Annotated in this window: 20 protein-coding genes; 14 read left to right on the top strand and 6 right to left on the bottom strand. The window is 39.6% G+C overall.

The annotated features are described in order from the left end of the window. Nucleotides 1-230 precede the first annotated feature (230 nt). Nucleotides 231-491, top strand: coding sequence for a helix-turn-helix domain-containing protein (locus K319_RS0103845; RefSeq protein ID WP_027382426.1), 261 nt, complete (start codon nucleotides 231-233; stop codon nucleotides 489-491). Between the two features lie 139 nt (nucleotides 492-630). Here K319_RS0103845 and K319_RS21490 read toward each other — a convergent pair whose 3' ends face one another. Beyond that, nucleotides 631-783, bottom strand: coding sequence for a hypothetical protein (locus K319_RS21490; RefSeq protein ID WP_156907041.1), 153 nt, complete (start codon nucleotides 781-783; stop codon nucleotides 631-633). 271 nt (nucleotides 784-1,054) lie between these two features. On the opposite strand from K319_RS21490, the gene K319_RS0103830 reads away from it, so the two are divergent. The 8 genes from K319_RS0103830 to K319_RS0103790 all read left to right on the top strand — a co-directional run bounded on the left by K319_RS0103830 (nucleotide 1,055) and on the right by K319_RS0103790 (nucleotide 12,669). Next, nucleotides 1,055-1,696 (top strand): DUF6266 family protein, encoded by a 642-nt coding sequence (locus K319_RS0103830; protein ID WP_027382425.1) that lies wholly within the window; start codon nucleotides 1,055-1,057, stop codon nucleotides 1,694-1,696. 581 nt (nucleotides 1,697-2,277) lie between these two features. Next, complete coding sequence (locus K319_RS0103825; RefSeq protein WP_027382424.1) at nucleotides 2,278-3,930, top strand: T9SS type A sorting domain-containing protein; 1,653 nt, start codon at nucleotides 2,278-2,280, stop codon at nucleotides 3,928-3,930. Nucleotides 3,931-3,936: 6 nt separating this feature from the next. Then, nucleotides 3,937-6,750 (top strand): RHS repeat domain-containing protein, encoded by a 2,814-nt coding sequence (locus K319_RS0103820; RefSeq protein ID WP_156907040.1) that lies wholly within the window; start codon nucleotides 3,937-3,939, stop codon nucleotides 6,748-6,750. A 12-nt stretch (nucleotides 6,751-6,762) separates the two neighbouring features. After that, entirely contained in the window at nucleotides 6,763-10,368 is a 3,606-nt protein-coding gene (locus K319_RS19755) for a DUF6443 domain-containing protein (RefSeq protein WP_051230404.1), read from the top strand. Between the two features lie 3 nt (nucleotides 10,369-10,371). After that, nucleotides 10,372-10,812: a hypothetical protein gene (locus tag K319_RS0103810; protein WP_027382422.1), complete on the top strand. Its 441-nt coding sequence runs from the start codon at nucleotides 10,372-10,374 to the stop codon at nucleotides 10,810-10,812. A 436-nt stretch (nucleotides 10,813-11,248) separates the two neighbouring features. Further along, complete coding sequence (locus tag K319_RS0103800; protein ID WP_156907039.1) at nucleotides 11,249-11,749, top strand: hypothetical protein; 501 nt, start codon at nucleotides 11,249-11,251, stop codon at nucleotides 11,747-11,749. Nucleotides 11,750-11,816: 67 nt separating this feature from the next. Then, nucleotides 11,817-12,296: a hypothetical protein gene (locus tag K319_RS21485; protein ID WP_156907038.1), complete on the top strand. Its 480-nt coding sequence runs from the start codon at nucleotides 11,817-11,819 to the stop codon at nucleotides 12,294-12,296. 97 nt (nucleotides 12,297-12,393) lie between these two features. Next, complete coding sequence (locus K319_RS0103790; RefSeq protein WP_027382418.1) at nucleotides 12,394-12,669, top strand: hypothetical protein; 276 nt, start codon at nucleotides 12,394-12,396, stop codon at nucleotides 12,667-12,669. A 283-nt stretch (nucleotides 12,670-12,952) separates the two neighbouring features. Here the strand turns inward: K319_RS0103790 and K319_RS0103785 are convergent, their stop codons facing one another. Then, a complete protein-coding gene (locus K319_RS0103785) occupies nucleotides 12,953-13,306 on the bottom strand; it encodes a hypothetical protein (protein ID WP_027382417.1) in 354 nt (117 codons plus the stop codon). Nucleotides 13,307-13,782: 476 nt separating this feature from the next. Between K319_RS0103785 and K319_RS0103780 the strand changes: the two genes are divergently transcribed. Beyond that, nucleotides 13,783-14,331, top strand: coding sequence for a type 1 glutamine amidotransferase domain-containing protein (locus tag K319_RS0103780; RefSeq protein ID WP_027382416.1), 549 nt, complete (start codon nucleotides 13,783-13,785; stop codon nucleotides 14,329-14,331). A gap of 106 nt (nucleotides 14,332-14,437) precedes the next feature. On the opposite strand, the gene K319_RS0103775 is transcribed toward K319_RS0103780, so the two are convergent. Next, nucleotides 14,438-14,809, bottom strand: coding sequence for a hypothetical protein (locus tag K319_RS0103775; protein ID WP_027382415.1), 372 nt, complete (start codon nucleotides 14,807-14,809; stop codon nucleotides 14,438-14,440). Between the two features lie 213 nt (nucleotides 14,810-15,022). Here K319_RS0103775 and K319_RS0103770 point away from each other — a divergent pair, with 213 nt between their 5' ends. The 4 genes from K319_RS0103770 (at nucleotide 15,023) to purH (ending at nucleotide 19,341) form a co-directional block, all read left to right on the top strand. Beyond that, the gene (locus K319_RS0103770) at nucleotides 15,023-15,559 is read left to right on the top strand and encodes an NADPH-dependent FMN reductase (protein ID WP_027382414.1); all 537 of its coding nucleotides are present in this window, start codon (nucleotides 15,023-15,025) and stop codon (nucleotides 15,557-15,559) included. Nucleotides 15,560-15,991: 432 nt separating this feature from the next. Beyond that, entirely contained in the window at nucleotides 15,992-16,981 is a 990-nt protein-coding gene (gene purM, locus K319_RS0103760; protein ID WP_027382413.1) for a phosphoribosylformylglycinamidine cyclo-ligase, read from the top strand. Nucleotides 16,982-17,050: 69 nt separating this feature from the next. After that, the gene (purN, locus tag K319_RS0103755) at nucleotides 17,051-17,614 is read left to right on the top strand and encodes a phosphoribosylglycinamide formyltransferase (protein ID WP_027382412.1); all 564 of its coding nucleotides are present in this window, start codon (nucleotides 17,051-17,053) and stop codon (nucleotides 17,612-17,614) included. A 209-nt stretch (nucleotides 17,615-17,823) separates the two neighbouring features. Beyond that, nucleotides 17,824-19,341: a bifunctional phosphoribosylaminoimidazolecarboxamide formyltransferase/IMP cyclohydrolase gene (gene purH / locus K319_RS0103745; RefSeq protein ID WP_027382411.1), complete on the top strand. Its 1,518-nt coding sequence runs from the start codon at nucleotides 17,824-17,826 to the stop codon at nucleotides 19,339-19,341. Nucleotides 19,342-19,428: 87 nt separating this feature from the next. On the opposite strand, the gene K319_RS0103740 is transcribed toward purH, so the two are convergent. The 3 genes from K319_RS0103740 to K319_RS20920 form a co-directional block, all read right to left on the bottom strand. Then, the gene (locus K319_RS0103740) at nucleotides 19,429-22,314 is read right to left on the bottom strand and encodes a T9SS-dependent choice-of-anchor J family protein (protein WP_034671329.1); all 2,886 of its coding nucleotides are present in this window, start codon (nucleotides 22,312-22,314) and stop codon (nucleotides 19,429-19,431) included. Between the two features lie 109 nt (nucleotides 22,315-22,423). Then, nucleotides 22,424-23,563 (bottom strand): tetratricopeptide repeat protein, encoded by a 1,140-nt coding sequence (locus K319_RS0103735; protein ID WP_027382409.1) that lies wholly within the window; start codon nucleotides 23,561-23,563, stop codon nucleotides 22,424-22,426. A 3-nt stretch (nucleotides 23,564-23,566) separates the two neighbouring features. Continuing rightward, nucleotides 23,567-25,075 (bottom strand): helix-turn-helix domain-containing protein, encoded by a 1,509-nt coding sequence (locus tag K319_RS20920; protein ID WP_027382408.1) that lies wholly within the window; start codon nucleotides 25,073-25,075, stop codon nucleotides 23,567-23,569. Between the last annotated feature and the right edge of the window lie 288 nt (nucleotides 25,076-25,363).

Genomic DNA, 25,363 nt, shown 5'->3' with positions numbered 1-25,363 from the left:
CTGCGAGAACCGAAAAGACTTTTAGTATTGCTTTACTAAATAGAAATTATTGATATGAAATTATCTTATCATCTCTAAAATAAGCTTTAAACTGTATTTGCTAGGTCTTCGAATCATGATTCGAAGACCTTTTTGTATATAATTGATTAAAAATGATATGATTGGAGAATAATATTAATACTATTTTCGTTTTATAAGTAATTTATGTTATTTTCCTAAAAACTAAAATGATGAAAACAAATTTCTATTCCTCCGATCCGGGTGAGGACCTATCTATTATCTTGCTGTATGAGATCCTCAACCGTCTGGATAACTTTGGAACCAAAAGCCAATCCAAAGATCTGTTGGACAGTGCCGACCTCAAACAGATCTACAACCTGAGCGACAGCTCTATCTACCGTTTGAGGCGAAACAAAAAGATAAAATATATCAAGTTGGGTGGTAAATATTATTATTCCCGTAGGTCGATAGAAGAAGAACTGCTGAAATAAAACTGCAAAGGCATTATCAGTTAGAGCAATCGTGTCTACTGAAAGAGAGGAATAGCATTTTCCAGATCAACAGACCCATTTTCCATAAATGATCTCAGTTCGGGATAAGATGTGATATTAAATTCTAATACTTTGATCATTATGCCTTATCCCAATTTTGTTTAAATATATTATCATCCTGAGCGGAGCCGAATACCCCCAAAGCACCACCATCTGTCCAGCTTCTTTGCATTAAAAAACCTGCAAGACTTCTAGGTCTGCGAGAAGTTTTTCTCAAAATCAAAACTGTCATCCTGAGCGGAGTCGAAGGATATCAAAACCTCAACAACTAAAAAGAACATGTTTCAACTTCCATTCCTATTTTCTTCGATAATCCTTCGGTAGTTGTTCGGAAAAAATATTTTTTTTCCGAAGAAGACCCGAAGAAACCTCGAAGCCTTTCCGAAGAAATGCAGCAGATACATGGTCAAAATCAATCAAAACCGGTCAAAACCTGTCAGGGGTGTACAGAGTGATATTTTCTGCTATACCTTCGTGTCATTAAACATTAAAAACCAAATGTTATGGCAACAATCAATAAAGGGATCCTAGGCGGATTCTCAGGAAAAGTAGGAACAGTAGTGGGCGCCAGCTGGCGAGGCAAGGACATCATCAGGAGCCGTCCCAAAGTGACCCAGAGGCTTCCATCAGAAAAACAGGCTATGCAGCAGCTCAGGTTCAAATTGGTCATCACCTTCCTTCAGCCGCTCAAAACCATCCAGTCACGGTATTTTGGCTCGTCGAGTGGTGTGAGGTCCAGGGTGAATATGGCGGTGTCCTATACCATCAATGAGGCGGTTGAGGTACAGAAAGATGTTCCGGAGCTGATCTACAACAAGGTGCTCATTACCAAAGGTGACCTTACAGGGTTTCAGAATGCGGTACTGACTACACAGGCAGGTGGCGTACTGCATCTGGATTGGGAGGACAACAGTACCCAGGGGAATGCTGCTCCGTCAGACCAGGTCAGTATCGTTTGCTACTGTGCGGAGCTGAAGAATTTTGAGATCTTTGAGGGCATTGTAATGCGCTCCGACCTGATGGCAGATGTCACGCTCCCGAACTACTGCATCGGCAAAACGATGGAGGTCTATGCTTTTCTCAACAACGAGAAGCAGGCCTCGGCATCCACCAGTTTCTATCTGGGACAACACCAGGTTATCTAAACGATCGATCCACTCGAAAGAGTGGATCTTTCTTTATGGAGCATATATAAAACTGCGTTCGGGATAAGTAATATTTTAAATAATTGTTTTTCAGAAATTTAATTATTTTATCGCAAAGGAAAACAAGCAATATTTACTTTCTGAAACGTTTTTAAGCTGTACAATGCCACTTCATTTGTCAAAGTAATGCAAAACGATGTTTACTTTGATAAGTTTTACGTCTTGGTTTATCTTATATTTTGAATCAGGTAGTTAATTCTTTGTGCGGCTTTGCGTTTTAAAGATCCCTATTCCGGATTAATATTATATAATTTGATTTTTTAATGAATGGATATAATATAATACAAAGCCTCGATCAGTTTTTTTATAAGTGTATATTTTATTAAGAAATAAAAATTTACGAATAAATCAAAATATTACATAGTAAAATCCGTTATCGAAGATAAAAACTATAAAATTTTAATAAAAAAATATATAATACGTCAAGTTTTGTCGTTTTTAAAATTTATTTTTGCAAAAAGATCAAAGAAAATAGATCAGATAGATCGTATAACTATTTTTAATCAATAAAAACTCAGATCATGAAAAGACTCTACATCAGTATGGGCATTCTTGTCCTGTGCCATGTCCATGCCCAAAAGGTGAGCTGGCAAAAGAACATAGATTCCAATACTCAGGATTTCCTTTCCGGGCTTGCTGTCACGATAGACGGACAGTATTTGGTATCCGGATCTTCCATCCAAAAGGATCAGAACCCAGGCTCCAATCAAAACAATGGTTACGATTACCATATCCTTAAACTCGACCAGCAGGGGCAGAAGGTCTGGGAGAGGTATTTCTCGGGGAATCGTCATGACTACCTCAGTTCCACCATTTCCACTCAGGAAGGTGGTTTTCTGTTGGCCGGCACTTCGTATTCCTCATCGGCCCTGGACAAGAAGGACAAAGGCAATGGCTCTTCTGATATATGGGTGATCAAGATTGATGAGAACGGGGAAGAGGAATGGCAACAGACGATAGGAACACGATATAATGAAGAAGCCAGAAGTGTTACCCAGACAACAGACCAAGGGTATATTGTGGCAGGTTCAACCAATCATCCCACCCTTCGACAAGCTCAGGGCAAGGGTTACGGCTCCAAGGATGTCCTTGTGACCAAAATGGACAAGAACGGAAAGGTCATCGGTCAGCTCATCATGGGTGGCAAAGGTCTGGACGAGGTTGAGAAGGTGATCCCAACGAAGGATGGGGGTGTCTTGATGGGCATCTATTCCAGAAGCGGAGCAGTTACTAATGAAGAATTAAAAATTAAGAATGAAGATGCTTCGACCCCGCTCGGCATGACAGGCGAAGGGCCAATAACCACCAACTATCAACCAAAAACCACAGATAACCATGGCGAGGGTGATTATTGGATCGTGAAGCTGGACAAGAATATGAATGTCCAATGGGAAAAGAACTTTGGAGGGAGTGAAGATGATCATGTCAGAACTATGGCACTAACAGATTCAGGTTACATTATCGGTGGCGAAAGTAGATCACAGACTTCGGGAAATAAGAGAGCTAAGTTGGAAGAAGGAACTGATCTTTGGGTTTTGGCTTTGGATGAAGATGGCAATGAACAATGGCAGCAGTCTTACAACTTCAGGAACAGGGATGTGCTGATGTCATTGAACGAGATCAAGGGACAGAGAGAAAAGAACCAGGACGGAACCAAAGGCTTTTTGATAGGAGGTTACACCCAGAGCGAGGGCAAGGTTGAGAAGAACGACGAGACGTTCTGGATGCTGTACATCGACAGGAATGGCAAGGAGGTCTGGAGAAAGTATGTGGAGGGTAGGGAAAAGAAGAAAGAGGAACGACTGACATCGGCATTGCTGAACAGGGACGGTTCGTACATCCTGGCAGGGACGAGTGCGGAAGAGTTGGGCAAGGAGAACTGGAAGGTGGTGAAGCTGCTGGACAGTGATGTGGAGGACCTGATGGAGAACAAGGATATCCGGATCTACCCGAATCCGGTGAAGGATTACTGCTACGTGGAGATAAGGCTGGACTTCGAGAGTGCGGATATTTATCTGTATGATATGACGGGCAAGGTGATCCAGCAATCGCAAACGAAGAATAAAGTTACTAAGGTCGACACCTCAAGATTGCCACAGGGTGTCTATATTATCAAGGCCAATATACCGACACAGAAAAACAAAAATCTAACAACTAAAATCGTGAAAGAATAAAACACTATGAGAAAGAGATTACAATTACTATTTATATTATTGATAAGCATATTTTATAAAAGCCAAGATAATAGCTTGGCAGCGTCTGTGAATTCGCCGGCTACCTATCAGACTGGAGTACCTGATATATCGTTTCCCCTAGCAAGCCTTCCGGCAGCAAAAGATTTTACTTTAGGATTTGGTCTGGCTTATAACGCCAATGCCTACAAGAAAGGTAGTTTCTCTGGTCTTATTGCAAAGAACTGGGCATTGACAGGCAGCAATTTTATTATTACAAGGGATTTTCATAATGGATCACCTGACGAAACAATAGTAGATACGAATGCAAATGAGCTTTATGATGATGTCTACTATTACAATCTCAATGGGGAACAGGGAAGTTTCAAATTTGAAAGAGTCGGTTTTTATCCAAATGATACTTATAGAGCTATAAAACTAACACCCAGCAATATAATTATTGAGCATACAAGAGGCTCAATTATAGGAGCATGGCAGCCAAGACTTATAGAGTCATTTACTATAACAGATAGTAAGGGTTACAAATATTATTTTTCTGAACATGACGAAACCAAATTCTATTATCCAGTAAGTATAAATTGGACAACTACCTATACTTCTATGAAATTGAGAAATACCTTTTATGTGACAAGAGTAGAGGATGCCTCAAGCCGAATAGTAGCGACTTTTAATAATGTAAGATATGAGAATGATGACAATGATACGTGGTACTATCTACCCGAAAAAATTACAACTGCATATGGAAGTATTAATTTTGAGCATGGCAACAGCAATATGTATAGTGACGAGTTTCCCTTGCAGGACAGTCGTTATATCAAGAGTATTACCCTCAAAGATCATAATGAAAATTTCATATCAAAAAGTAAATTAGGAATTACTAGTGCCACACCCTATCAATTTGAATACAATGAGATTTATAGCAGAGACCTGAACTGGATTAAGAATGTAGATAAAAATGATGTTATAGTTGATGAAGTTGATTTTAGTTACAAAGTCTATACTTTTGTACCATATGGTACGAGCAATCCATCCGTTTCCGATTTAGGTATATTGAATATTGTCAAGTTCTCATCCGGAAAAAAAATAGAGTATAATTTCGATTATACTAAAATAGCTATTGATTTAAACACTCCTTATTTTATACAGTATGTACAAAACCCTACAACATTTATCCAAGGAATTAATTATTATACGTCTGAGCGGGAGATCATTATCGACACCAAAAATCAAAACAGAAATTATCCATTACCTGCATCTTGGTTTTTGCATGGGCCAACAACCAAGATAAAGGTTGGTTTTTCGCGAGAAGAATGGTATCCCAATGGAAATACCGAAAATCCTAGTTTAGGTGGAGGAGATGTACCAATGGTGTTTGAATATCGTTTGGTTGATCCTACTGTAATAGGTCTTGAACCAACTAGAGATGATGGTGGAACTTACATTATAAAACCAAGTAATAATGTATATCTCCAAGTAGTAGGAACTGGAGGTAAAGGGAGATTTACCGTCTCTGAAAAAACCTACTTACCCCCACCATACCAGGCTACTTCATCAGGAAGTCTTGTGCTTGAAAACATGAAATTTTATGACTATAATAGTAATTCTGAGACCTATGAGCTAAAAAAGAGTATTAACTATGATTATAGTCTGTTCGACGGTTCAGGCTTATCAAGTGGTGTAAAATCGCGAGATCAAGAGGATGTTATGATTTATAAAAATGTAAAGATAACGGAAAGCGACAAAAAGGGATATACCAAGTACTACTTTAAAACAGCAGATGATTTTCCTGAATATCAATCGACAAATACATATAATTACGATATTTTCCCCAATTTCAATCTGGTCAAAAATGGATTGTTGGAGAAGAAAGAAGTTTATGATGTTGATAATATAAAAAGGCAGGAATCATTATTTGATTATACTTTCCCATCTTATAATGAAGTGCTACAGTATCTTTATCACTCGCCGTCAGGAGAGATATTTTACACCCAGGAATCCTTCTTCGACAAGGTCACTACGACGGATATCACCTACGATATAAGTGGCAATTCCTTAACAGATATCTCGGAGAAGAGTTTCAACCAGGCGAACAACAATTTGATGGGCGAGAAGCGTACGACCGCTGACGGCACGGTATCAGAGACAACGTACCAGTATGCTGCGGAGAAGAACAATACGAAGCTCCTAGGGGCGAACATGTTCTCCGTTCCTCTTGAGGTGGCCCAGAAGCAGAACAACGTGGTTGTCGGCAAGCTGGAGACCAGATACGACCAGGCTGGGAACTACTTCCCATCATCGGTCAGGTCCTTCGGGATCAACAACGTGGTCACGGGGGAACAGGTGAACGACCACTATGACAGCCTGGGCAATGTGCTGCAGACGACCTCCAGGACAGGGGTGGCTACCGCTATCATCTGGGGCTACAACGGGACACAGCCCATCGCGAAGATAGAGGGTGCGGAGTACTTCAATGTCCTGTCCCTTCTGGAACAGCCGAATGTCAACGATCTGGACATCGTGCAGCGTTCCAACCAGGACATCAGCAGCACGGACAACACGAACGAGCAGCTGCTGAGGGATGCGCTGGAGACCTTCCGCAGAAGACCGGAGCTCAAGAGCTATCTGATAACCACCTATACCTACGACCCGCTGATCGGCGTGAAGAGCATGACCACGCCGAACGGCTTTACGGAGTATTACTACTACGACAACCAGAACCGCCCGACCAGGGTGGAGGACACCAACCATAACATCATCAGGGAGAACAAATATGAACAGAATGTTTTCCAGGACGCCTACTAATAACACGACACAATGAAAAAGCGAACGATATATACATTCATGATGCTGTGCCTGTTCGGGGTGGCAGATGCCCAGAACTTCACACCGCATAAGACCTACACCTACAGCAGGACCTATCTGGAGCCTGTGACCTATAATTCCTCTGACCCCAATGCCAACAATAGCAAAAAACAGGTACAGTCTGTACAATATACGGACGGTCTTGGAAGACCCAAGCAGGATATCGCGATAGGTTCCACCTATGGGGGGAACGATATGATAACATCCTACTTCTATGACCCGGCTACGGGGAGGCAGACCAAACAGTACCTGCCGGTCACAAAAACAAGCGCAGGAGGCGCTTTGCAGACAGTATCGGAAGCAGACATCAACAATTACCATAATGTCGCCAATGCCTATGCAGAGGTGAGGACGGAGGACTCCCCGCTGTCCCGCCCCCTGGAGACGGCATCACCGGGCGACCCGTGGAAGATGTCCGGAGGGAAGACGAAGAAGACGGCGTACCTGTTCAACGGTCTGAACGAGGTGAAGAGATATACGGCGGTATCGGATGACCAGGACTACATCTTCGAACCAACGGTCACACAATCGGTCTATTCGCCGAACGTTCTCCACAAGCTGGTCTCCACAGATGAGGATGGCAACGTCTCCGTGGTCTACAAAAATTCTATGGGACAGACATTGATGACCCGCCAGGACCTGGGAACGGAGAAGCTGGACACCTACTACGTGTACAACCAGTACGGGCAGCTGGTGATGATCGTTCCCCCGAAAGCATCTGCCCAGACACTGACACAGGATGTAAGGGAACAGCTCTGCTATACCTACCGCTATGATGCCAGGGGCAGGCTGATAGAGAAGCGGCTTCCGGGGAAGGGCAGGGAGGAGATGGTGTACGACAGGGCGGACCGCCTGATTCTCTACAGGGATGCCAATATGAGGGGACAGAACAGGTGGCTGATCACCAAGTACGACCTTTTCGGGCGGGTGCTCTACACGGGCTTCCTTTCAGGTGGGGACAGGGGCGGCTGGCAGACGATCATCATGGATGCACTGGTGATAGAACAGCCGGACGGGACGGGCTTCGCAAGGAACGGGATGCAGGTCCTCTACAGCAATGGCTGGTTCCATGAGCTGGATACCGTCCTCTCGGTGAACTATTATGATACCTATCCAGCAGGGACACCCGCCAAGCCTGCACTGATCGCCGAGGCAGCACTATCTTCAGACATCCTTGCTGCGCAGAGTACCAAGACGATGCCCACGGCGAGCTATGTGAAGAACATCTACGATGACAAGTGGACCAGGACCTGGTACTGGTACGACCAGCGGGGGAGAAGCACCGGCGCGCAGGAGAGCAACCACCTGGGCGGTACCACGGTGACCCATACGGAGCAGGACTGGGCGGGCATCACGCAGAAGGTGGAGACGCAGCACCGGCGCACGGCCAGCGCCAACATGGTGACCGTGAGGGAGCGTTTCGTGTACAATGGGCGCAACTACCTGGAGAAGCACTACCACCAGGTGGATGCCAACCCGGAGGAGCTGCTGGCGAGCTATACCTACAACGAGCTGGGACAGGTCACCAACAAGCAGGTGGGCAACAACCTGCAGGGGATCGACTATGCCTACAACGTGCGGGGCTGGCTCACGAACATCAACGATGTCACCACGATGGGCAGCAAGCTCTTCGCCTACAAGGTGAACTATGCCCAGAGGGACGGTCTGGAGACGCCCAACCTGGACTTTTCCGCCTACAAGGTGCAGCCGAGGTACAACGGGAACATCGCCGAGACCGTGTGGCAGGCGGTGTACACCGTGGGGGATGTGCTCCCCGGGACACCGCAGAGGCAGGGCTATGTCTATGACGGGGCGAATAGGCTGAAGGCCGGCTTCTACCAGCTGCCGGAAAGCCCCGCCTCCAAGGCGAACAGCGAGATCATAGAGGAATATGACCCCAACGGGAACATCGTCAGGCTGAAAAGGACCGGCAGCCGCCAGAAGGGACAGGTGAAGATGATCGACAACCTGACCTATAATCTGCAGGGCAATCGCATCACCTCCGTGACCGATGCCGCCAACAACCTGAACGGCTACGGCGGCGGTGGCGGGGCGATCGTCTACGATGCCAACGGCAACATGACCGCCATGCCGGACAAGGGGATCACGAACATCAGCTACAACTTCCTGAACCTGCCGGAGGAGATCGCGCAGACCAACGTCTCTACTTTCTACTACCGTGCGGACGGTGTGAAGCTGAGGAAGAGGCTGATGGTGAACAACGAGGCGGGGAGCAATCCCATCATCACGGACTACCTGGACGGCTTTGTGTACACCACGCCGATGGCGGAGGCCCTGCAGAGGTCGCTGGAGCTAGAGGATGCCGCCACCATGGATATCCGGCATGCGCGCCAGGAGGAGACCTTCACAGAGGCCACCGAGAGGGGCGAGGCCGCACAGCCCGGCGACCCCGGGAGCAGCGGTGTGGAGCTGTCCTACTTCCCCACGGCGGAGGGCTACTACGATTACCAGAATAATAGGTATATTTACCAGTACAAAGACCACCTGGGGAATGTGAGGCTTAGTTATGCCAGAAACCCGGATAGTGGCAGCATAGATGTTCTTGACAGGAACGACTACTATCCCTTTGGGATGAACATGCAGGGCGTGGACTCTTCCTTTGATACGATGGGTTCGTTCCTGAACCACAAGTATAACGGTAAGGAACTGCAGGAGACAGGATTCTATGACTACGGCTGGAGACAGTATATGCCTGACCTGGGAAGGTGGTTCGGGATGGACAAGCTGGCGGAGAAATACCATATGACAAGTCCGTATGTCTATGTAGCCAACAATCCTGCTATGTTCATTGACCCGGATGGAATGAAGATAGAAGAAACTTCTACAGGCTGGACTTTTACAGGAAATGACATCAAACTGATATTTAGTTACTTTTCAAGCGGTGGAGATTTTGGAAGTATGTCAGACCAGTTAGGTGACTTTGGAGGTAACTTTGGCAACGGTGCTATCAGTAATTTCTGGAATAGCTTTAACGGAGGAAATACCTTTGGCGGGGTGAAAGCCCAGGGAGGTAACTTGACCTGGTGGACCAATTCTAACGCAAGCTATGGAGGTAGCAATATCCAGGGATTAGACCAGCATAAGACCAAGATAGACCAAGGAGGGTTTAATAATTTTATGGACAATGCCTTTAACTGGATCCAGAACCATCCGAGGGAAGTTACATCTATAGCTGGTATTATACAGGCTGGTTCTACAATAGCTGAAAAAGGATTGGCAAATTGGAACGCACCATCCAGTATAACAAAAAGTAAGATTTTTGCGGAGACCATAAGTACAAAACTACCTGCTTCTGCCAAAGCATTAGGGACTGCTTCAACGGTGTTTAATGTTGCAGGAAAAGTTGTTGGAGCTGTTGGCATTGCTAATACATTATATCAAATGAGACAAGGGAATATCTCTAATACTAGAGGCGCAGTAGATTTAATGATGGGAGCTGCCGGATTTTTTCCTGCCACAGCCTGGGTTTCTCTGGGATGTTTTGCAGGCATGGCAATTTATGAAACATATTATAATAATGGTAAACCCGCATTCTAAAAAATGATTAAATTTATAAGACTACTTTTTTATCATATTTATATTTATTATGATAAAACTGAGGGGAGTGGAAAAATAGTAACAAAGCTATCTACTGCATTAGTTTTTACAGTTGTTTTTATTTTATTAATAGACAGCGTTTTTAACTTAGGATATCAAATAATTGATAAAGATTTTACAGGTGTGAGTGGAAAAGCATACATTTTTATGTGTATTACTATTGGAATCATTGTAGGATTATATATATATAAGGAAGACTTTCAAAATTTAAATACATTTAAAAATTATCATACTAAGTATTATTTATATTTCTTTTTAATTGTTCTATTTTTATTAGCCTTAGAAATTTATTCAATACAAATTAATCGGGAAAGGATTTTCAAGCAAAGAGAAATGCACAAAGAGCAAGTTGAAAATATGGAGAATAATATGAGGGTTAATTAGTTTCTTTCCTGCCACGGCCTGGGTTTCTCTGGGATATTTTGCAGGCATGGCAATTTATGAAACATATTATAACGATGGTAAACCTTCATTTTAGAAATGATTAGATTTATAAGATTACTTTTTTATCATATTTATACTTTTTATTATAGAAAAGAAGGGAAGTCATATTCAAAATTTACAACTTTTGGGGTCTTTGTAGTTATAATTTCTATTTTAACAACGACAATCTATGATTTGGTTTGCCAATATTATGATATTAACTACACTACACTTTCAGGAAAGCCATATGTAATTGTTTGTGTTGTTATCGGCATCATTATCGCTTACTATCTTTATAAAGAAAGTTTTGATGATTTTAATGAGTATTATGATTATAATAAAAAGTACTATTATTATTTTTTCATTATAGTACTTTTTACTCTTGGTTTATTTATTTATGAAGCTAATATTAGCAGGGAAAGGATTTTCAAGCAAAGAGAAATTCAGAAGGCCTCTATTGAAACAAAAAAGTAAAATGATTAGATTTATAAGATTACTTTTTTACCATATTTATATTTATTATTATAGAAAAGAAGGAAAATCAATAGCAAAATTTACTACGTTTTTGGTTTTTACATTATTATGTGGAATAATTTTATATTCTGGATATGTATTCCTACGTCTTTCCTATAATGATGCTATTGTTCATACTCCTTACATATATTACATCATCTTTTTTATTGTAATCGGAGTGTTTGTTGGAAGTTATGTTTATACTGAAGATTTCGATAATCTTGATTCCTTCAGAGATTATCACATAAAATATTACTTATACTTTTTTCTAATAGCTGCTCTTGCTATAGTTTTAGCTTTTTATTCAGGAAGTATTAACCGAGAAAGGATTTTCAAGCAAAGAGAAATACATAAGGAACAAATTGAAAATATGGAAAATAAATGAGGGTTAATTAGCTTCTTTCCCGCCACAGCCTGGGTTTCCTTAGGTTATTTCGCCACAATGGCGATTTATGAAACGTATTATAACGACGGTAAACCCGCATTTTAAGATGATTAGATTTATAAGATTACTTTTTTATCATATTTATATGTACTATGATAAATCAGAAAAATTAGGAAAAAGTTTAACTAAATTTTCTACATTTTGTGTTTTTGCAGTTATATTTTTCTTTTTATCTACAAGTATTTGCAACTTAGTATGTCAACTTTATGACAATAGTTATACTACTCTTTCCAGTAAGCCCTACATTGCTGTTTGTATAATAATAGCCATTATGATAGCTTGCTATTTATATAAAGAAGATTTTGGAGATTTTGATTCATTTAGAGATTATAATAAAAAGTACTATTATTATTTTTTCTTAATAGTATTATTAATTCTTTGTCTTGTTATTTATACTGGTAAAATTAGCAGGGAAAGGATTTTCAAGCAAAGAGAAATGCACAAAGAGCAAGTTGAAAATATGGAGAATAATATGAGGGTTAATTAGTTTCTTTCCTGCCACGGCCTGGGTTTCTCTGGGATATTTTGCAGGCATGGCAATTTATGAAACATATTATAATAATGGTAAACCCGCATTCTAAAAAATGATTAAATTTATAAGACTACTTTTTTATCATATTTATATTTATTATGATAAAACTGAGGGGAGTGGAAAAATAGTAACAAAGCTATCTACTGCATTAGTTTTTACAGTTGTTTTTATTTTATTAATAGACAGCGTTTTTAACTTAGGATATCAAATAATTGATAAAGATTTTACAGGTGTGAGTGGAAAAGCATACATTTTTATGTGTATTACTATTGGAATCATTGTAGGATTATATATATATAAGGAAGACTTGGTCATGTTCCAAAGTTAGTGATGGATATGGTTTTAGATTTTAAATTATTGAAAATCAGATAGAATAATAATATGGAAATTTAAAAATGAGAGTAGGAATAACCTGCTCTCGTTTATTTTTGAAGAAAAAGCATATCCTAAATGATTGGGAATCATAACAGGTGTATCAAAGTTAGTGATGGAAGAATGAGACCCACATTCAGAATAAGTAAAATTGGATAGCGTAGTTTGCGATGTTTTAATTTAATAAAATTGAGAATTCTGCAAATTGGTCTTAATTTGCTTATACTATAAATTAAGAATCAATTCAGAAACTCAACAGCAGGAATCCGGGTGCAGTATTCGCTGCCAAGGTATAATGGATCACCATGCTTCTCTGACCAGAAACCATCCAAGACATTCTTGTTGATAAAACGATAGACCGCAACACCTTTATAAACTTTGCCTTCATCATCTTCGTAATGGAAATTGATGACCAGGATATCATCTCTGAAAAAACCGGTCCCATTTTGGATATGGTCGCCGATTGTCCATTGTGCAACGATCCGTTTGCTTTCATCCAGGCCCAATGTTAAAAAACCATGATAGGCAATTCCCTGCTCATCCTGATTACTGCCTTCTACGGCATAATGCCCCACTAGATCATCCACTGTCATTGATTGTTTTTTTAACTACAAATTTAAAGATTTATATTGGTGTGGATATTTAACAGGTCTCATAAAATTACAGATCTTGATATTTTGCTGGATATTGGAAATTCGAAACGGTAAAATAGCTATATGCCAATAACATATTTAACATGCGTTTGAGGTAAGGATTTAACACAAAGCTAAACAAAAGATTTGAGTATTTGATTTGTGAAAATTCAAGATAGGCAAAAGCGTGAAACTTATAAAAGAAATACAAAACTTTGTATTTCTTTTATAAACGAAGTGGCATTGTAACAACATTTGAAAAAGTAAATATTTCTTTGTTTTTCTTTGCGATAAGATAACTAACTTTTGAAAATCAATCATTTAAAATATTGCTTGTCCCGAATTCAGGTTATTTAACATTTTTTAAATATACCGATAGATTATTGCGGCATCATATTTTCTTAGTTTGTGTCATACAAACCAAAAAATAAAATATTATGTCAAAACAAATTGCAATACTCGCAACACACGGATTTGAGGAAAGCGAATTGAGCTCTCCAAAAGAACATTTGGAACAGCAAGGCTGGACAGCGCATATCGTAAGTCCAAAAGCAGGAACGATAAAAGCTTGGGCAGAAAAGGACTGGGGAAAAGAGTATGATGTGGACAAAACATTGGATGAGGTCTCGGCCTCGGATTATGATGCCTTGGTGCTTCCGGGCGGTGTGATCAACCCAGACCAGCTAAGAACAAACGAAAAAGCCCTGTCCTTTGTACAGGATTTCTTTGAGCAGCATAAGCCTGTAGCGGCAATCTGCCATGGTCCTCAGATACTCATCAATGCCGGGGCTGTGAAAGGAAGGAATCTGACATCGGTAGATTCTATCAGCATCGACCTGAAAAATTCCGGTGCCATCTGGGAAGATAATGAAGTTGTTGTAGATAATGGCCTGGTTACAAGTCGTACGCCTAAAGACCTGCCTGCTTTCAATGCTAAAATGGTAGAGGAGATCAGGGAAGGCAAACACGAAGAGCAAAATATCTGATTGTAATCTATCTAATATAAAAAGACCTGAATATCCTTCAGGTCTTTTTTGTTTTTAATAATTCTTTTCATCAATAATAAAGCCTGAGATATTTTCTCAGGCTTTATTATAAATTGACCTCATTGATGCTGAGCTTATCGATCAGTGTTTGAATGTTTTCAAGATCTTTTAGGACCTTCTGATAAGATGATCTCGCATATTCTGCCAGAGATGCCTTTGGAGGATGCACATCTTCGGTCTCAAACACGTTGTTGATCTGTGGATTTTCTACGATATGGTCTCTGTAATCCTCTAGGCATTCATTGATTATAGACTGTTTCTTTTTGCAGGTCATTCTTTTTTTAAGCTTCTGCAGAGAACTTATCATATAAGGATTGTCGTTATAAGGATTGATGAAGTTTGTATTTTCATGTTCTTCTTGATAAACGAAGTATGAACTGTCATTATTCGGTTTAAGGTAGTTTTTATCAAATATCATATCGCTGAAGGTGTTAGAGTTAAATCAAATTGTAGGTCTTATTTAGAATTTGCTATCAATTTTAAGACCATAAACAGATTTGGATGTTCAGTACTGATAATTAATGCAGATTTTTATAATAATTTGATAAATAATAAATATTAATAAAAACTAACTTATGTCAATAATATTCATGTTTAAAGTCAATACATTTGATGCCTTAAATTTAAACGAATGAAAATATTAGCTTTTGCAGGAAGCAATTCCAGGGAATCAATCAACAAAATATTAGCAGAATATTCGGCCAAACAATTCAATGGAGCAGAAGTAGAAGTTCTTGATCTGAACGATTACGAAATGCCGATCTTCAGTGTGGATAGGGAGAAGCACGATGGCATTCCGACTTTGGCTTTGAGATTTGCTGAGAAAGTCGATGCTGCAGATTTGTTGATAATTTCTCTGGCGGAGCATAACAGTTCTTATACAGTGGCTTTCAAGAATGTGTTCGATTGGATCTCAAGGATCAAGGACAGAAAACATTTTGGAGAGAAACCGGTATTTCTTTTGGCAACGGCAACAGGTCCTGGCGGGGGAAAGCACGTTGCTGCAGCTTTCGAAGCCCGTTCAAAATCCAGTGGAGCCAATGTATTACAAATCTTTACTTTACCAAAGTTCAAAGAAACTTTTGATATTGAAAAAGGTATTGTGGATGAAGAAAAGAACACTGAATTTCAGGAGAAATTATCTATTGTTAAAAACTTTTTTGGATAAGATTTTGGATATTAATGTTAAGATTGCTTAACTTTGTAGCAAAGAAAAATGAAATTAATCCGATGAAAATCCCGCAAGTTCATTTCCAACAGTATTTTAATTCTTGCAAAAAGAATTACACAAACACCTCCGAACTTGTGAGTTAAAATAACGGCCGACATATCTCTAAGATTGTCGGCTTTTTTATTTGATAAAATTGAAAAAGTAAGTTTGAAATAAATCTAATGAATTCCAAGATTCTTTCAGATGTCAAAGTCTGAAAGAATCGAAAGAATAACAAAGGATTGGAAAGTTTCGACTAACCACAAATCGGTTTAATATTAATGGCCTGGGGTGAAATCTTAGGAAGAGAAATAAAGTCTATATCAGCCTCGAAGTGGCGTCACAATAATAGCGTAGGGCGAAACCCTATGAACAAAGAATAAAGTAAAAATGAGCAATACCTATAAATCAGCCGGCGTTGACAAAGAAGAAGGTTACAAAACCGTTGATAAGATCAAATCTGCCGTTGCAGAAACCCATAACAAAAATGTTCTGAACAATCTGGGGAGCTTCGGTGCTTTCTACGAGATTGCAGGATATAAGAATCCTGTTTTAGTTTCCGGAACAGACGGCGTTGGAACCAAACTGAAAGTTGCCCTTGATTCCAAAAAATATGATTCTATCGGTATTGACTGTTTCGCAATGTGTGCCAACGATATCCTTTGTCACGGCGCAAAACCATTATTCTTCTTAGATTATCTGGCTTGCGGGAAGCTGGACTCAGATATTGCAGCAGAGATCGTTTTAGGAATGGTCAATGCATGCAAGGATAACAATTGTGCTTTGATTGGTGGTGAAACTGCCGAGATGCCTGGGATGTATCAACCGGGTGATTATGATGTAGCCGGATTTTGCGTGGGAATTGTTGAAAAAGACCAGATCATTGATGGTTCCAAAATAAGCAAAGGAAACAGGATTATTGCGATTCCAAGTTCAGGATTCCATTCCAATGGATTTTCTTTGGTAAGAAAGATCTTTCCGGATTTCGAAGAAGAATTCGAAGGAAAACCATTATACGAGACTTTGCTTGTGCCGACAAGATTATATTATAAAGATGTTCATAAAGTTCTGGAAGAAGTTCCGGTTTGTGGTATTGCGCACATCACAGGTGGCGGATTGTACGAGAACGTTCCGAGAATTATCCCAAACGGATTATGTGCCAGTATCGATGCTTCTCAGATCAAAATTCCAACCGTTATGTTAGAGCTGGAAAAGCGTGGTGATATCACCAGAGAAGAGATGTTCGGGACTTTCAATATGGGTGTGGGAATGGTTTTGGTAACCGATGCAGAACATTCTGAAAAAATCCTTGACTTGCTGGAAGACGCTTACGAAATAGGAGAGATTACAGAAGGAAGCGAGAAAATTAAATTAATATAAGGCACAGGATGATAGATTTCAGACTTCAGATTTTTCTGACATCTGACATCTGACATCTGACATCTGACGATGAACAATATTACCATTTTAATTTCCGGCTCAGGAACCAATCTCCAAAGGATTATTGATTGTATTGACAACGGCGAAATCCGGAATGCAAGAATCAATCTGGTGATTGCGGACAGAGAATGTTTCGGATTGGAAAGAGCAGAAAAACATAACATTCCGAATCTATTGATCAAACGAGGAAAAGACTTTTCTGAGAATTTAGAAAAAGCAATTCCCGAAAATACAGACCTGATTGTTCTAGCTGGTTTTTTATCAATTTTGAAACCGGAATTCTGTAAGAAGTGGAGCGGAAAGATTATTAATATTCACCCTGCGTTGTTGCCAAAATTCGGAGGAAAAGGAATGTGGGGACATCACGTTCACAATGCTGTGATTGAAGCTGGCGAAACAGAAAGTGGGGCAACCGTCCATTTTGTGACTTCGGGAATCGATGAAGGTGAGATTATTATCCAGGGAAAATTTGATGTTAATGAAAATGATACTGCTGAAACTTTAGCTCAAAAAGTTCATCAGATCGAATATGATATTTTCCCAAAAGCCATTGATCTGGTTCTTAATAAATAGAATTGATATAGTTAAAGTAAAAATTATATTTCGATTTGTAAAGTATTTTGATATAGTATTTTATGAATTTTAATTCAAATTAACTTTAATTTTATACAATGAATCTAATAGCTCCATTGGAGCAATCTAATAATAGAAATCCGGAGGTGAAAGAACCGGTAAATCACAGTTTGAATAAAACTGTAAAAAGTAAATTTGAAAAATAAAAAATGAGTAAAAAGAGAGCACTTATCAGCGTATCTGATAAAAGTGGTTTGGTAGATCTTGCCAAATTTTTGGAAGCTAACAATTACGAATTGATTTCCACAGGCGGTACTTTCAAACATCTGAAAGACGCTGGTCTTAATCCAATTCAGATTGATGAAGTAACGGATTTCCCGGAGATGCTGGACGGCAGAGTCAAAACCCTTCACCCAAAAGTTCACGGTGGATTGTTGGCAGTTCGGTCCAATGAGGAGCATATGAAAACAGTTCAGGATTACGAAATCGGGCTGATTGATATGGTGATTGTGAATCTCTACCCGTTTTTCGAAAACGTGAACAAGAACATTTCTCTTGACGAAAAAGTAGAATTCATCGATATTGGTGGTCCTTCTATGCTGCGTTCTGCGGCGAAAAATTTCAATTCGGTTACGGTTCTTACAGATGTTAATGACTATCAAATCGTTAAAATCGAAATGGAACAGAATGGCGATACTTACCTTGAAACCAGAAAAAAACTGGCCGGAAAGGTTTTCAACCTGACTTCTGCTTACGATGCAGCGATTTCCAGTATGCTTTTGGATGAAGAATATCCAACTTACTTAAATGCTTCTTACAAAAAGGTTTCTGACCTTAGATATGGCGAAAATCCACATCAGTCTGCCGCTTATTATACTTCGACTTTCGAAAATGGTGCAATGAAGGATTTTGAGATTTTGGGAGGTAAAGAATTGTCTTTCAATAATCTTCGTGATATGGATTTGTGCTGGAAAGTGGTCAATGAGTTCAAAGATGAGATGGCTTGCTGCGCGGTTAAACATTCTACACCTTGTGGTGTTGCGGTTGGGACTTCCGCTTTGGAAACTTACACGAAAACCTTCGAATGTGACCCGATTTCTATTTTCGGCGGAATCATCGGAATGAATTATAAAGTGGATGCTGCAACAGCAGAAGAATTGAACAAAACCTTCCTTGAGATTGTAATGGCAACGGATTTTGATGACGATGCTTTAGAAATTCTTAGAAAAAAGAAAAACCTTAGAATCATCAAAATCAAAAACTCGGTTACCGACAAACAGGTTTGGGTAAAAATCGATGGCGGAATGCTGGTTCAGAATGCGGACGACCAATTCTCAGACGATATCAAATTGATGACAGAAACGGCTCCAACTGAAGAACAAAGAAAAGCTTTACTGTTCTCTCAAAGAGTTGTTAAATATGTGAAATCCAATGCGATTGTAGTCTCAAACGGAGTTCAGGCAATCGGAATTGGTGGTGGACAAGTGAACAGGATCTGGGCAACTCAACAGGCGATTGAAAGAGCGAAATCGAAATTCGATGGTGAGCTGGTTTTGGCTTCGGATGCGTTCTTCCCTTTCAGAGATGTTGTGGATTTCTGCGCGCAGGAAGGTATCAAAGCGATCATTCAGCCGGGCGGAAGTATGAAAGACAATGATTCTATCGAAGCGGCAAATGAACATAAAATCCCAATGTTATTTACAGGAATGAGGCATTTCTTGCATTGATAAACTATTGAATTTTCAATTCATCTATAAAAAATAACCCCAACTACAATTCAGTTGGGGTTTATTTTTATGGTTATTAGTTCTTTCTTATTTTTTGATCACCTTGAATGATTTTACATTGGAAGCTGTTTTGATATTCACAATATAAACGCCGGAAGGTAAATTTCTCATATCGATATTGGCTGTTTTTGCTTTAGGTTGTTCAGATTTAACGATACTTCCTGCAAAATTGTATATCGCAAAATTCTCGATAGTATCACCATTCATTTTTACCGTCAGGTTATCGACAACAGGATTTGGGTAATACTGAAGCCCGTTATCTTTCGTATTATCTGCTGTTCCAAGCTTCTCTTCAACCGTTACAACAAAACTGCAGGTATCAATCACCTGTCCGTTGAAAATCAGGTTGTGTTTGACCGTTGTTTCTCCAACAGGGAAAATTGCGCCTGAAGGCAATCCTTCTGTCAATACTGAAAAGACTCCCGTGGAAGCGCCTTCACAAGCAAAATTCAAATTGTAATTAGCTACAGCGCCGATATTACCTGGATTTGTATAAACTGTCATATTTCCCGGGCAAGTATAATCACATTCTGGTGGATCTGGCAGACCAACCATATAAACCTGAACGTCATCTATCAATGCTCCTGTTCCTTTTGCCGCCAATGAGTTGAATCCTAAATAGTAAACCCCGGAAGAATTTGGTGTGAAAGATATAATGGCTTCTTCGTACTTAGAACCGCTTACATTTTTGCTCCAGATCACATTCTCTTTTTGTACATATGCATAAGCTTTATTAGCAATGCTCAAACTCATTGGAACGTTGTCTCCTATAGATCTGTATTTGAATTTGATAAGGATTTCCTTTCCGCCCTGTAGATTCAAACCTCTGGAGAAATACCAGGAATTGGCATCAAAATAATAATTGAAATTTTGAATTGCATGAGATTGTCCTTCAGCAGGATATGCCGAATCGATCATCCATTGGTTGTTTCTCGATATGGATTGTGTGATCCACTCATCTTCCGTTTCAAATCCGTAATTATAAGGCAGGTTAACCGCAGATCCAGGATTTGGCAGGGTAGTGAAGTAAACAGGTCCTGCCCATGAACTGAAGGTTTCCTCCCCACAATTAGCTCTTACATAAGCTTCGTAAACTGTTTCCGTAGACAAACCTTCTACATGAACCTCTGTGTTACCAACAGCTGTTCCGGAAGATGGCGTGCCGGTGCCGGCAGGCTGTATTACGTATTGGTATCCATTTGCCGGTTGTGTAAGGAAATCCCAAGTCAGGTCTACAGTTGTTTGTCCGTAATTGGCTTTTAAATTGGATGGTTTTGCACAGTTCGGGCAGGAAGCAATTATTGGCGTACTGATGTTTTGCTCGCTTGCGCTTCCTACAACATTACCATTAGAATCCAGGATCTCATAACTGGTTTGCCATCCGCTATGGCTACCTCCGTTCCAGACAGCAGTAATAGCATCACCGGAATTTATTTTGAAAGGGAAATCCAATACATCACCAATTGGTAATGTTATGTCCGGAAATACAGGGTCACCATTGACAAATAGACTCATCGTATTGTAGTTCCAGCCGTCTCCCTCTGAATCTTTGAGACGAAGGATATATTCGCAGGGAGAAGAATCTTTGTCAGAAACTTTTACATTGTCAAACATCAGATAGCCATAGTTTGCGTCAGAATAGGCTTGATATCCTAGATAATAAACGCCGTTATCCGGAACAGTGAATGTTACATTAGCAGTGTTGTAAGTAGTGCTTTGGATAAAATCATTATTCCAGATCTGCATGGCGTTTGCAGAAGGGAACGGATCTTTGCTCACAACTACTTTCATTTTTTGAGGATAATATTCATCCTGACTGGATCTGTAGTCGAATTGCAAAGTGATTTCCTTGCCTGCCGGAAGATTAATTCCTCTGGAGATCACCCAGGCGTCTGAAATATTTTCGCTGTCATCGTGCATCAAATAATTGTTTCCGTCAGAAGGGCCATACAATCCTCCGGGACCTGAGTTAAAATCACCTTTTACCCAAGGTTTTCCAACTGGCGGTTCAAGAAGTGTCCAGTGGCTATCTCCTTCGAAACTCTCATTATAAGGCAGATTTACAGGAACAGCCGTTGTGGCTGGATAGGTTTTGAAAACGACAGGGCTGGACCAGTTTCCATACAGTGAACCTGAGGTGCACACAGATCTTACATACAACTCATATTGAGTGTTCGGCTGCAAACCTTCAGCAATTGTAGAAAGACCTTGTGCCGGAGTTCCTGGCTCGGTAGGAATACCTGTTCCCGGCGTCTTGATCACATACTCAAATCCTGCATCCGGAGTTGAAGCACTTTGCCAAGATATATTTGCCGTTGTCTGTCCCGGAACCGCTTTTACATTTGTTGGTTTTGGACATAATTCTTCGTATAGATTGATATTATCCAGACTTAAATATCCCAGATTCGGATCAGGATAAAAATAGAAGCCCACATAATAAGTACCGTTTTGAGGAACTTCAAAAGTTGTGTGTGCGTTTTGATACGTATTGACCTGGATCTCTTCGTTTACCCATAATTCTGTAGAGTTTTCCAGAACAGGAATGGGCTGCTGCTTCAGAACCACTTTTAATTTAACCGGAAAAAGGGTATTCAGACTGGATCGGTAATCAAAATCCAATGCAATTTTGTGTCCTGCTTCAATTTTAATACCTTTTGTGATGAGCCAGGCTGACCCTCCATTTTCGTAATCACTCTGGACACGTGCATAGTATTGGCCTTGAGAAGGCGCATAGACGGTACTGGTTTCGTCTGTAATAGCCCAGGGATTGCCTGCTCCTGTGTTGATGTTGTACCAGTAATTTTGTTCAGTTTCTGTTTCGAAGCTATTGGAATACGGTAGCGATACCGGATCCGTCTGTCCGAAAGTAAATAGAAAACTCAACAAAGAAAAAAAAGTTAATGCTTTGTTCATATAATTCATTTTGCAACAAACATAGAACGAGAGCCTTATAATTCCTATTTTTATACTTTAAAAATGAAGAAATATTCACTGTTTTTTAAAGAACTTTGAGAATATATGATCAGGAAGAATGATTATTATCTTCGGGGATCTGTTTTTTCAGTTTTCTGATCTTGATTTTCGTCTGTACTATTTGATAGATCACCAAAACGATCAGAATACAAAGAACGATGATGATCCAATATTTGGCAGTGTTGTTATTTTCAGAATTTTCCTCAGCCGTTTGTTTTACAATAATTTTGTTTACGGATTTCTTTTTCGCATTAATATCGGTATTGGTTTTCTGCTTGTAAAGGTTCAGATAGAAGGTATGATTTTCAATATCGTTTAATGCATAATAATTTTCGGAAATATACTTATAGACTTCTGGGTTGGCATTCTCTACTTTGTTGGATTTTAAAATCAGGATTGCCTTGTCAAATTCTTTTTTCGCCTTTCCATAATCTTTTTGCAGAAAATTGATTCTGCCTAAGCCTGCCAGGCTTTCTGCGTTCAGAAGAGCATAGTTTCCATTGATGGCATATTGCAGTGATTTTTCAAAGGATTCTCTCGCAGCTTCTAATTGATCCTGCTCCAAAAAGCATCCCCCGATCTCGTTATAGATATCTGCTATGGAAAAACGGAGCATGTCCCGGTTTTTGAGTGCCGGTATGTAAACTTCCAGTGCTTTTTCATAATAGGTCTTGGCAAAGTCACAGCCTAACTCGTCTCGGTAGATCAAAGCTTTTAAGAAAAGAATGTTGCCTTTGTAGAACTTCAACGAGTCGGGTAGAGGATGTTTCTCTATCAGTTCATAAGCTTCATCCGCATAGTATTTTGCTTTGCTGTAGATATTGAGATTATGGTATTTTTCGCCGATGAATCCTGCAACCTGGATCTGCGTTGGATAATCATTTATTTTCTGCGAGATCTCTCTTGTTTTAAAGGCATATTCTATGGCTTTTTCATAATCCTTTTTCACGGAATAGCTGCTGCCAATGATCGTAAGGATAGAAATTTCCATTTTTGGATTTCCTTTGTATTTTTTATAGAGTTCTTTTCCCTGCCGGATCACCTTTTCCGGATTCGAGTTCATGAGGAGGAACAAAGAATCCAGATGAGGTTCATTTTTATTTTGTGCAGAAAAAGTCTGTGAATTGATTATAAAAAGAACACACAGGGCGATTAATACATTTTTTATTTTCTGAATAAGGATTTTCATGATTCAGTTGGCTATGGAAAGCTCTTTTTTGATAAAGCTGATGAACTCTTTAGGTGAGATGCCTGTTACGGTTTTAAACACGGTTGAAAAAGAAGTATGCGAAGAAAATCCGCTTTCCTCGGCAAGGTAGCTGATCTTGTAATTTAGAAAAGATGGTTCGTTGCGGAGTTTGTTAATGATGTAATTGATTCTCAACTCATTGATGTAGGAATTGAAATTTTTTTGTTTATGCTTATTGACAATTTCCGAAAGATATCTTGTATTGGTGTCAAGCTCTTTTGCAAGAGAGTGGAGTGTGAGACTTTTTTTTGTGAAATCTTTTCCATCTTCGAAAGCAAGAAGTTTTTCCAATAAGATCTGTTCGGTTTTTTCCGGGATAAGCTGTGGCGTTTTGGACATCTCTTCAACGTCTTCTTTGCCTGGAATCATGATCTCTTCTTCTTTCTGCGTCTTTTTCAGCTTGCTGATGTACTCTTTATAATAATTATAATTTTGTCTTGTCCTGAATCTGAACCAGAATACAAAACCCAATACAAGAAAAGCAAACCCGATCACCCAGATCAAAATGTGATTGGTCTTATATCTCCGCTGATCTTTTGTTTTAAAATCACTTTCAGTGAGCGAAAGTATCAGGTCGCTCGCTTTTTGCTGGGCCGAAGTGATGGATTCATTCAGTTCAAGATATTTCAGATTATGAAGTTGATACTTGGTATTGTTGCCTTCTGACAAGTAGAACTCCGCCAAAAACTGATGAATGTTCTTCTTTAGGACGATATCATTGACTTTTTCTGACAAGATCAGAAGTCTTGGAATCTCTATGAGATATTGCTGTTTATTTTTTTTAATGAAATTCGCTTTTGCAACATCTAATTCCGCATAAGCCATAAAATTTTCTTCCAGACCTGATCTTTTGGAAAGCTGCAAGGCCTTTTCAGCATATTGCAGAGGTCTGTCCCACTGCTGATCCATACCATATGCTTTCGCTAATTGATCATATGATCTGGAGACTTGATAGGGAAACCGGCTTGAAAATTTTCTAAGAAGCGCATCATCAATAACTTCTATAGCTTTAAGATACTTTTTTTGTTCGCAGAGCAATATGGATTTTGTCGTCAGAAAATCAATATACAAACTGGTTTTTTTAGGGATATCAGTAAAATTGTTATCGAATTTTTTTTCAATCAGGTTCAGTCTTTCCTCTGCTTTGGGAATTACCCCCAATTTTCTGTAAAGGTCACCCAAGATAAGATTGGTGCGCAGCAACTCGATAGAATCATCATTAACAGAATTTAAATGAAGGGATTCTAAAAGTGCGTTTAGCGCAACAATGTAATTTCCCTGCAAGATTTGAGCTTCAGCTTTTAGATTCAAAGCTTTGGAATGTTCTTCATCGGAACCTGCATTGATGGAAAGATATTCGGAAATTGTAATGGTCTTTTCGGGATGCGAGTACAGATTTCCCAGTGCATTTTTGTAGATGTCTTCGTTTTCTGATTTTTTTTGGGAGAACATGCAAATGCTACAAGTCAACGTAAGCAGAACAATAAACTTGTTGGTATATAGAATCTTTTTTTCCAAAAACGCATTCCTCAATCTCATTGCTGCAAAGAATATAATTTACAAATATAAGGTCAGAAATGCCAATTCCCGATAGTATCCGCATGATATTTTTGTTAATTCTCATCAATTATGGTTATAAGGCTGATTTTCTGTAATTTTTAAATCCTGTCTTTAAATTTTCGAAAATATTTTGTCCGGGCAAATTGTAGCTTTTTAAATAATAAGATGATAAAATTTAGC

The sequence above is a fragment of the Epilithonimonas caeni DSM 17710 genome (assembly GCF_000426465.1).
In the GTDB taxonomy this organism is placed as follows: domain Bacteria; phylum Bacteroidota; class Bacteroidia; order Flavobacteriales; family Weeksellaceae; genus Epilithonimonas; species Epilithonimonas caeni.
This window is presented reverse-complemented; position numbering and strand designations above follow the sequence as displayed.

Coding starts and splice junctions, on each gene's coding strand:
- K319_RS0103845 (WP_027382426.1), top strand. CDS start 231: ATGAAAACAAATTTCTATTCCTCCGATCCGGGTGAGGACCTATCTATT.
- K319_RS21490 (WP_156907041.1), bottom strand. CDS start 783: ATGACAGTTTTGATTTTGAGAAAAACTTCTCGCAGACCTAGAAGTCTT.
- K319_RS0103830 (WP_027382425.1), top strand. CDS start 1,055: ATGGCAACAATCAATAAAGGGATCCTAGGCGGATTCTCAGGAAAAGTA.
- K319_RS0103825 (WP_027382424.1), top strand. CDS start 2,278: ATGAAAAGACTCTACATCAGTATGGGCATTCTTGTCCTGTGCCATGTC.
- K319_RS0103820 (WP_156907040.1), top strand. CDS start 3,937: ATGAGAAAGAGATTACAATTACTATTTATATTATTGATAAGCATATTT.
- K319_RS19755 (WP_051230404.1), top strand. CDS start 6,763: ATGAAAAAGCGAACGATATATACATTCATGATGCTGTGCCTGTTCGGG.
- K319_RS0103810 (WP_027382422.1), top strand. CDS start 10,372: ATGATTAAATTTATAAGACTACTTTTTTATCATATTTATATTTATTAT.
- K319_RS0103800 (WP_156907039.1), top strand. CDS start 11,249: ATGAAGCTAATATTAGCAGGGAAAGGATTTTCAAGCAAAGAGAAATTC.
- K319_RS21485 (WP_156907038.1), top strand. CDS start 11,817: ATGAAACGTATTATAACGACGGTAAACCCGCATTTTAAGATGATTAGA.
- K319_RS0103790 (WP_027382418.1), top strand. CDS start 12,394: ATGATTAAATTTATAAGACTACTTTTTTATCATATTTATATTTATTAT.
- K319_RS0103785 (WP_027382417.1), bottom strand. CDS start 13,306: ATGACAGTGGATGATCTAGTGGGGCATTATGCCGTAGAAGGCAGTAAT.
- K319_RS0103780 (WP_027382416.1), top strand. CDS start 13,783: ATGTCAAAACAAATTGCAATACTCGCAACACACGGATTTGAGGAAAGC.
- K319_RS0103775 (WP_027382415.1), bottom strand. CDS start 14,809: ATGATATTTGATAAAAACTACCTTAAACCGAATAATGACAGTTCATAC.
- K319_RS0103770 (WP_027382414.1), top strand. CDS start 15,023: ATGAAAATATTAGCTTTTGCAGGAAGCAATTCCAGGGAATCAATCAAC.
- purM (WP_027382413.1), top strand. CDS start 15,992: ATGAGCAATACCTATAAATCAGCCGGCGTTGACAAAGAAGAAGGTTAC.
- purN (WP_027382412.1), top strand. CDS start 17,051: ATGAACAATATTACCATTTTAATTTCCGGCTCAGGAACCAATCTCCAA.
- purH (WP_027382411.1), top strand. CDS start 17,824: ATGAGTAAAAAGAGAGCACTTATCAGCGTATCTGATAAAAGTGGTTTG.
- K319_RS0103740 (WP_034671329.1), bottom strand. CDS start 22,314: ATGAACAAAGCATTAACTTTTTTTTCTTTGTTGAGTTTTCTATTTACT.
- K319_RS0103735 (WP_027382409.1), bottom strand. CDS start 23,563: ATGAAAATCCTTATTCAGAAAATAAAAAATGTATTAATCGCCCTGTGT.
- K319_RS20920 (WP_027382408.1), bottom strand. CDS start 25,075: ATGTTCTCCCAAAAAAAATCAGAAAACGAAGACATCTACAAAAATGCA.